This window comes from Roseovarius sp. 217 (genome assembly GCF_000152845.1).
Classification (GTDB): domain Bacteria; phylum Pseudomonadota; class Alphaproteobacteria; order Rhodobacterales; family Rhodobacteraceae; genus Roseovarius.
In genome coordinates, this window is the sequence record NZ_CH902587.1 from 42,648 (window position 1) to 50,133 (window position 7,486).

Annotated in this window: 9 protein-coding genes and 1 pseudogene; 3 read left to right on the top strand and 7 right to left on the bottom strand. The window is 57.0% G+C overall.

Going from position 1 to position 7,486, the window contains the following annotated elements; genetic code table 11:
* Positions 1–45 precede the first annotated feature (45 nt).
* A complete protein-coding gene (locus ROS217_RS22420) occupies positions 46–666 on the bottom strand; it encodes a lytic transglycosylase domain-containing protein (RefSeq protein ID WP_009820237.1) in 621 nt (206 codons plus the stop codon).
* Positions 667–709: 43 nt separating this feature from the next.
* Positions 710–1,078, bottom strand: coding sequence for a hypothetical protein (locus ROS217_RS22425; protein ID WP_009820238.1), 369 nt, complete (start codon positions 1,076–1,078; stop codon positions 710–712).
* Between the two features lie 201 nt (positions 1,079–1,279).
* Here ROS217_RS22425 and ROS217_RS25070 point away from each other — a divergent pair, with 201 nt between their 5' ends.
* Together ROS217_RS25070 and ROS217_RS22435 are read left to right on the top strand one after the other, a co-directional pair.
* Positions 1,280–1,540 carry a hypothetical protein gene (locus tag ROS217_RS25070; RefSeq protein ID WP_009820239.1) on the top strand — a complete coding sequence of 87 codons (261 nt, stop codon included), beginning with the start codon at positions 1,280–1,282 and terminating at the stop codon, positions 1,538–1,540.
* 124 nt (positions 1,541–1,664) lie between these two features.
* A complete protein-coding gene (locus ROS217_RS22435) occupies positions 1,665–1,922 on the top strand; it encodes a helix-turn-helix domain-containing protein (RefSeq protein ID WP_009820240.1) in 258 nt (85 codons plus the stop codon).
* A 517-nt stretch (positions 1,923–2,439) separates the two neighbouring features.
* On the opposite strand, the gene ROS217_RS22445 is transcribed toward ROS217_RS22435, so the two are convergent.
* The gene (locus ROS217_RS22445; protein WP_237279982.1) at positions 2,440–3,195 is read right to left on the bottom strand and encodes a hypothetical protein; all 756 of its coding nucleotides are present in this window, start codon (positions 3,193–3,195) and stop codon (positions 2,440–2,442) included.
* 279 nt (positions 3,196–3,474) lie between these two features.
* On the opposite strand from ROS217_RS22445, the gene ROS217_RS22450 reads away from it, so the two are divergent.
* Positions 3,475–4,140, top strand: coding sequence for a L,D-transpeptidase (locus tag ROS217_RS22450; RefSeq protein ID WP_040652264.1), 666 nt, complete (start codon positions 3,475–3,477; stop codon positions 4,138–4,140).
* A 355-nt stretch (positions 4,141–4,495) separates the two neighbouring features.
* Here the strand turns inward: ROS217_RS22450 and ROS217_RS22455 are convergent, their stop codons facing one another.
* The 4 genes and pseudogenes from ROS217_RS22455 to ROS217_RS22470 all read right to left on the bottom strand — a co-directional run bounded on the left by ROS217_RS22455 (position 4,496) and on the right by ROS217_RS22470 (position 7,465).
* Positions 4,496–5,107 carry a L,D-transpeptidase gene (locus ROS217_RS22455; RefSeq protein ID WP_009820242.1) on the bottom strand — a complete coding sequence of 204 codons (612 nt, stop codon included), beginning with the start codon at positions 5,105–5,107 and terminating at the stop codon, positions 4,496–4,498.
* Positions 5,108–5,215: 108 nt separating this feature from the next.
* On the bottom strand, positions 5,216–5,773 hold the full coding sequence (locus ROS217_RS22460; protein ID WP_040652314.1) for a methyltransferase family protein: 558 nt from the start codon (positions 5,771–5,773) through the stop codon (positions 5,216–5,218).
* Positions 5,766–6,680 (bottom strand): cation diffusion facilitator family transporter, encoded by a 915-nt coding sequence (locus tag ROS217_RS22465; protein ID WP_009820244.1) that lies wholly within the window; start codon positions 6,678–6,680, stop codon positions 5,766–5,768. Before ROS217_RS22465 ends, ROS217_RS22460 begins: the two co-directional genes overlap by 8 nt.
* A pseudogene (locus ROS217_RS22470) lies at positions 6,670–7,465 on the bottom strand (transglutaminase-like domain-containing protein). Before ROS217_RS22470 ends, ROS217_RS22465 begins: the two are co-directional and overlap by 11 nt.
* Between the last annotated feature and the right edge of the window lie 21 nt (positions 7,466–7,486).

The following is a 7,486-nucleotide window of genomic DNA, read 5'->3' on the forward strand; positions in this document are numbered from 1 at the left end:
TGCCGATAAGTGTTTTGAGGAATGATTTCCAAAAAGGTTGGGACATCATGAATTTGATCCTTCCAATCGGGCCACGACAGCCATGACGCGGGCCACGTGGTTCTGGGTTTCTCTGTAAGGGGGAATGCCACCGTACTGGCGTACGGCGTCCGGCCCGGCGTTGTAGGCTGCCAGCGCCAAATGCGGATCGCCGAAGCTTTCCAGCATCATTGTCAGGTAGCGGGCGGAGCCGTCGAGGTTCTGCAGCGCGTCATGAGGATCCACACCGAGATCTCGGGCAGTAGCAGGCATCAATTGGCCCAGACCAATGGCGCCCGCGCTCGAGACGGCATTCTGCCTGTAGGCGCTTTCCACCTCGATATTGGCCCGGTAGAGAGCCAGCCAATCCGTGACGGACAGTCCCGCGCGGCGCAGGCCGGGATGGCCGACATAGCGCAGGGCTGTTGCCTCGATGCCCAAGAGAACGTCTGCGCGGGGCAGGGGTGCTGGCTGGGCGAGTGCCGCAAGCCTCAGCGAGTCAAGTTCGGAAGCTGCTTCAGTCTCACCAAGAATGGCCAAACCATCGGACGCCGATCCCAGACCAACGCCGTCATTGTAGTTTCGAGCAAAACCGCTCTGAGACTGCGACGGGGTCAGAGAGCCGTCGCTCTCCATGATCAGGACCATTTGCGCTGAGGCAGGTGCTGCGACCAGCCAGAGACAGACGAGGTTAGTTGCCAGTGCCCAAGTCTGATGGGGCTTTGTCTGACGGGGCGAGTTTATGCGTGCGGCTTGTCCCCGCTTCAAGCGGCAGGTCGACATGCGTAAAGCCAAGGCCAATGAAGAAAGACACCACGCCGGAGATCGTCTTGAACTCGCGGATCTTGATATCGTTGTAGGTCGTCCGCGTGCGGGCGGTGACGAGGAGCTTTTCGACGCCGTCGTCAGAGATAACGCGCATGATCCAGACCCCATAATAGCTGGGGCCTTTCTTATGTGCCGACTCCTGGCACAGGATTTCTGCGCTATAGCCGCTTTCCACGAGCTCGCGGAACCTGGCTTCCGTAACCACATTTGGTGCTTCGATGTCCCAGTTCATGGCCCGGCTCACGCTTTCTCCAATGGCGCGACCCTAGGCATTCCCACTTGAAGCCCAGAGTTACGATAGTATAATAACAACCGCAAGATGTAATATCGTGCTTTAGCTGTAGTTTGGTCACGCAAACACTAGTCACGGCCAGTGTCTGCGATCAAGGAGATAACAGGTTTGAGAAACCCAAGGTTGAGAGGCCAACACCTATTGCGGGCTGTATCGATACTCCTGGTTGTCCCTGGCGCGGGTTTCGCAGAATCCTGCTTCGCCCCGGCCCGTCCTTTTCTGCCAAGCGATTCGCAGGCAGCGCGGGACTATGCAGACATCATCCGTGGCGATTTCGAAGATTACATCCAGGATATCCAGAGCTACTTCCGTTGCCTCGACGGTGAACGGGCCCGTGCTTTCGAGGAAGCGCGCGAAGTCAGTGAAGACTATGGCCGATTTCTGCAATTGGTAGGGGATTGATGGGCAACCTCGGGAGCATCAGACTTGCAGCCCATGGAAACCAGACGCCGATAACACCCTCAAATATCTACTTTTTAGATAACAGATTTCATCCGCTAGCGACGTCACAAAAGGTATGTGACGCGTGGCAAAAACAATCAGAAGCAAAGGGCAGGTGGCACTCTGCCAGGCGTTGGTCGACGCTCGGATCAAGGCAGGCCTTGGCCAAGATGAATTGGCGACCAAGCTCAGATGCCACCAATCCCTCATTGCCCGCCTTGAAAGCGGTCAGCGCCGGGTCGACGTTGTCGAGCTGGTCGTTCTGGCGCGCGCCATCGGCTTTGACCCGTTCGAGGTTCTGGCGATCGTTGAAGCCGCCACGGAGCCCGACCACAGGATTTAAAGCCAATGAATTGTTGAGAAAACCGGAACCCATTTTCCCGGTCTGATGATCATTCCCTCATCGAGGACCAGGTAGCCAAAATCAACGAAGGCTGGTGCATGGTCGTAGTGAACACTCTGCAACCACACGCCGCATTTCGCAGCGCCACAGTGCAGGAAGTCAGTAAACAGTGAACGATGATAAGGGTGAGGGCGTCGCGATCGCCAATCTGATCGGGACCGATGGGTGCAGTGTTGTTGGTTGGGTTTATCGCTGGAGTACAGGCTCACATGCGGTGATGTGGGACGTCCAAGGGCCCCAGCCGGTATCGGAAACCCGGCCGGATATAAGTGACGAACAGAAGCAAGAAATCGACTTCGATGCGCTGACGAGGATCGGAAGAAGCGACGACAGGTGAACAGAGCGAACCCGCAGTGTTTGCCGAAACGCCAAACAGCATGTGGACCGCGACGCGTATGCGGTGCGGTCGTACACGCCAAAGAAGCCGTCTTCCGAGACAAATCTACGTGGCGGCAGGTCAGTAGTTCACCTGCTCGAACCCGTAGTTGCCCTCATAGTCACGCCAATCGACGAAGACGGATCGGTGATAAATGCCAGGGCAATGCTCGCCCCAGCGTTCAAGACCTACGTGAGCCGAAGGAAGGGCAGTGACGGAAGACCTTTGCCACGCGAAGTCACCTTGGGTCCCATATGTGCCGAGGACCACGGTCGCACTTCGGTTGCAATCCCCATCTCGCCCGGATTCGTGCTGGCGGGCATAGCGAACGTCAAAGACGCGGATGGACCGCACAAAATTGAACTCCGGACCGCTGATATCGATATCAGCACGATCCTGAACAAGGCGAAGCACGAAGTCTGCTGGAATGCCGCCCGTTCCGGTTTCTGGAGAGCGCCAAACGGCATTTGTTGATTTTGTTTGGACGGCAACATCATTGCCTGGAAACGATTGGTGGGGCGAATAGTCCTTGGCGTGAAACAAGGTTTCGAAGATCCGGCCTACATTGCTCGGATGCCGTTCGGTCTCATAAGATGCGCCCATAGGACAGCGCCAAATCTGCAGTGGTGGTTCTACAGGCCATGGCGTGATGCGACGAATAAACTCGGCGCGGGCACGGCTGCAAGGCACGGAAGCGGGCCAACCCCCGGACAGACAGAGGAGGATTGCGCAGTCGATTGGGTAGGTTTGAGCCTTTGTGATGCTCGGCAGCCAACCAGCCGCTAAAGTGATTGCTGCGGTTAGGCATAGCGACAGTCTCTTGAGTTGAAAGCGCATGGTAGGGGCCCCTTTGTCGGACACCATCTTACCTTCAATAATATACTAACGCAACATTAAGTATATTTCACCCATAATCAAGGTTATGTAAAATACGACTGTAATTTACATTAAGTGCTCGAATAATCGCCATCGACCACGCGACAAGATGTAGAAGCCGAGCAATCAATCTGTGTCAGAAGAAACTCCTTGAAGCTCTAGTTGGTAGAGGTTCTATGGTACATTAAACGCCGGTTCTCGTGTCACGGCATTCGCCAGACAAAGCTGGAAGAGTATAGTATGCTGACTAGACGACATTTCGTGATGACCACCGCCGCCCTCTTTTCTGCTCCGGTTGCCAGCCCGGTGCTGGCAAATACCTGGCCGACCGAATCGCAGAAGGTTGCCTGGGACGCACAGGTGACGCCGCCCGGCTTTGACCCGGCAACCTCGAACCCCTGGGGCTTACATCCGCGGTTTCTCCCGACCCGGGTGGCCGCGAAAGACGGGCTGACACCGGGCGACATTCATGTCGATGCGGTTGCGCGCTACCTTTATCACATCGAGGAGGGCGGGACTGCCATGCGCTATGGCGTCGCCATTGCTCGTGGTGATCTGTACGAACCAGGTACATACACGATCAAGCGTAAAGTCAGATGGCCGCATTGGCAGCCGACGCAGAACATGATCGACCGCGACCCAGAACTCTACGCTGATATCGCCGACGGTATGGAGCCCGGACCTAAGAATGCGCTTGGGTCGCGAGCTCTCTATCTCTTTCTCGGCGACCGGGACACTTATCTCCGCATTCACGGTACGCCACAGCCGAGAAGCATTGGCGGTCGTGCAAGTTCCGGCTGCGTCAGAATGGTCATGGCGCACATAAACGAGCTTTATCCCAACGTCGATATTGGTTCGACGGCTTTCCTCTACTCGGCCGAGGACAGTGTCACTGCGGGAAGCTGAGGCCGTGTACCAAAGCACCATCGGTCAGGGAAAGTGACGGGAGTTTATCCTAGCCGGGGAGCACTTCGGATTACTGAACCCCGCTAGGCCGCCGGCGCGGTACAAATCGGATTTCCGCGAGGGGTTCGGAGCGGCACCAGGGTAACTTCCACGGGACCGTTGTGCAGATACCAGTAGCAGCCGTCTTCCGGCAAAAGGCGCGCGGACTGAAGATCCTGACCCGTTGCGGCCATAGCGACGACTGCCTCCGGCAGTGGTCTGTTTTGTGCAGTGTCGGGCCCGCCAGGAATAGAAGCGGAACACGCTCCCAACAAAAACGCTGCTGGGAGAAGTAAGCCAAGATGAATTCGCATATTTAAAATTTTCGCGCCTTAGAACAAACTATACCTGAGTGTACCAACTCTCGGCTATTCCAAACAAACTCTCGGATATGTTCGTTGTAGAGCCGGAGGCAGCCGTTGGACGGATTGTCGACGGATCTTGCGCGTGTCACTGTGCCGTGAACGCGGTAGTACTGCCATGACAGATAAAGGGCGTGTGTTCCAAGGGGATTGTCGGGGCCAGGGCCAACGAAATCCGGCCATTCGGGATTGCGCTCCTTCATCGACGGCGTAGGTCGCCAGCTCGGGCCATCCACCTTGCGAACGATTTCGGTGTAACCGCGCCGCGTCAACTCCTCCGTAAGAGGGACGCTGGAGGGGTAAAGCTTGTAGACGTTTTCGTCTTCCGACCAGAACTGCACCGCGCGGGAGTCAATGTCGCAGAGAATCGCGCCATTCCGCAGGTTGTCAAAATGATCTTGCCAGGACGCAACCCTAAACCCGGAAATATTGCTTCGCACCGCCGGTGTCGCCAGACCCTCGTTTGTCTGTGCCACTCCCCTGCCGGTTCCGAGAACCAAGCCGCTTGCGGCGGCCCCCAGGAGCGCAGCCCTGCGCGTGACTGACATGTCGTTCGCTCGTTTCATCATGAAAACCTCAAATTTTATCTGTTTGGACTATTCTCGGACCTCCACCCACTAGAGCTTCAACAGGCTGCCACTCACAAAGCCGTGAGATCAGCTGTCCTTATGCTGTCAGAGAAACCTGCGGGTTGTGCGGAGGTAGCCTCGGTAAGCTTCCCCGTAGCGATCAATCAACCAGCGCTCTTCAGCGAAGGGCGCGAGTGCCAATGCAGTAACGCCGGTGATAATCACTGGCCACGCGAGGATCGAGGCGGAGAGCAGTCCGATCCCGATGAGGATCGCCATGTCAGCCACATACTGAGGATTGCGGGAGAACCGGTAAAGGCCACGGGTCCGCAGAACGCCTTCATCACCACTCGTCGCCGCCATCCCAAGTTGCATCACACCGGACCAGACAACGGCATTGCCCAGAACGATCAGACAAAGCCCTAGACCCCAACGTATGATCCATGGGAAGTCGAGCTCACCCCATTCTAGCAGAGCCAAAACGATGGCAGATCCGAAGCCGACGCACGTAAGTCCCCAGACGACAATCTTGTGGGCTCCTGTAGAGTGAATCGGCGGCCAGACTCGTCGCTCCGGTTGGAACATGGACCAGAGTATACCCGCGACCAGCAACAGATTGGCCGCACAACCCAGCACGAGAACCACGGTTTTGAGGTCACCCATGACCATACCTGTGTGCGTCCCGATGTTTGGTCGCTGAGCGTTCAAACTCCAGCGTTGAGTGGTCGATCCCGAATTCCTCGTCGAGGCGGGTCTTGATTGCCGTCTTGATGTTTTCGAGGTCATCCCAGCGGTCCTCGGCGATTACGACGTGGGTATCGAGCGCCGCACGATGCTCCTGCATCTGCCAGAAATGTGCGTGATGAACTTCCTCGACTCCGTCCACGTCCTCCACGGCCGCGATAACCTTGTCCGTGTCGATATCGGGCGGGCTTCCCAACATCAGGGTGCGGATCGGGCCACCGATCTCGCTGAAGGCGAGCCAGAGGATATAGGCGGCAATCCCGATGGTGATCGCCGGATCAACCCAGCGGACATCGTAGAGAAGGATGAGAACGCCACCGACGATCACGGCCACAGACGCCAGCGCATCGCTGAGGTTGTGGAGGAACAGCGCCCGGATGTTCACGCTGCCTTTCTGCATCGAATAGGTCAGCCACGCGGTGAGGGTATCGATGAACAGCGCCACACTGCCCAGGATGACCACGGTCCAACCCGCGACTTCGGGCGGGTCGATCATGCGCATGCCACCCTCATAGATCAAGTAAAGGCCGATCAGGATCAGGGTCGTGTAGTTGATGAGGGCTGCAACGATTTCGACTCGCCCATAGCCGAAGGTCATCTGCTCGTCTGCGGGCCGTCGCGAGATTTTGCGGGCGGCAAAGGCGATCACCAGTGACGCCATGTCCGAGAAATTGTGCAGCGCATCCGCAATCAGCGCCAAGCTCCCTGACAGAATGCCGCCGACGATCTGCGCGACTGTCAGAAGGCCGTTGGCCCAGATGGCGATGGCGACCCGTTGATCACCAGATTCAGGATCGATGTGGGCGTGGCCGTGATCATGCGGCACGATTTGTCTCCTCGTGGCTATGATTGGGCCGACTGAGACCCGGGACCCGTGGCAAAACTCCCCGGCGAATCGCACGCACCCGTGCATTCATCCATTGCCGAAGGACATGGCGATAGAGCAGGTCACGCGCGAATCCGAAGCTCTGGCGATATTTCAAATAAAAGTCGTCGGGTGCATCGAAGGTTCCGAAATCATTAATGATACCTGTTTTCTGAATGTAAGTGCTGCCGCCGCTCCAACTGACTGGTGGCGCGCTCAGGCAATCCGTTCCGGCCCCGTAGCCGCAAAGGCTTTCTGTGTCGCTGAACTCCTTCTGAAGCGTCTGCAAGAAGTGCGCGTCCAGAATGAAGCCTTCCAGATTGATCCATCCCTCATCGGTTTCGACTTCGACCCATGAATGAAGGATTTCGGCCGGTGCGAGGGGGTAGACCAATTCGGGCACCACGCCGCGCTGAAGCGCCTTGTGGATGGTGAAACCGTGCAGTCGGCAGGGAATGCCCAAGCCGCGCAACAGTGCCATGAGAAGCGTACCTTTCGTGTTGCACTGCCCGTAACCATCCGCCAGTACCGCAGAGGCAGGAATGTCGTCGGCGCGGTTGTAGCCGAAGGCAATCTCGTTTCGGACGAAATCGTAGATGGCCCCAATTCGGTTGTAACGGTGAAGTTCTGCCCAGCCGCGCTCTTCGATCAGTTTTGCTATTGAAGCGCGTCAAATCCAGCAGCCGGGTTTGGCCAAATGACGGTCGGCGGGGTTCACGGATATCTCCTCGATCGTTCACAGACATGTAGTTGCTACAGTCACTGTA

Coding starts and splice junctions, on each gene's coding strand:
- ROS217_RS22420 (WP_009820237.1), bottom strand. CDS start 666: ATGGTCCTGATCATGGAGAGCGACGGCTCTCTGACCCCGTCGCAGTCT.
- ROS217_RS22425 (WP_009820238.1), bottom strand. CDS start 1,078: ATGAACTGGGACATCGAAGCACCAAATGTGGTTACGGAAGCCAGGTTC.
- ROS217_RS22455 (WP_009820242.1), bottom strand. CDS start 5,107: ATGAAACGAGCGAACGACATGTCAGTCACGCGCAGGGCTGCGCTCCTG.
- ROS217_RS22450 (WP_040652264.1), top strand. CDS start 3,475: ATGCTGACTAGACGACATTTCGTGATGACCACCGCCGCCCTCTTTTCT.
- ROS217_RS22445 (WP_237279982.1), bottom strand. CDS start 3,195: ATGCGCTTTCAACTCAAGAGACTGTCGCTATGCCTAACCGCAGCAATC.
- ROS217_RS22460 (WP_040652314.1), bottom strand. CDS start 5,773: ATGGGTGACCTCAAAACCGTGGTTCTCGTGCTGGGTTGTGCGGCCAAT.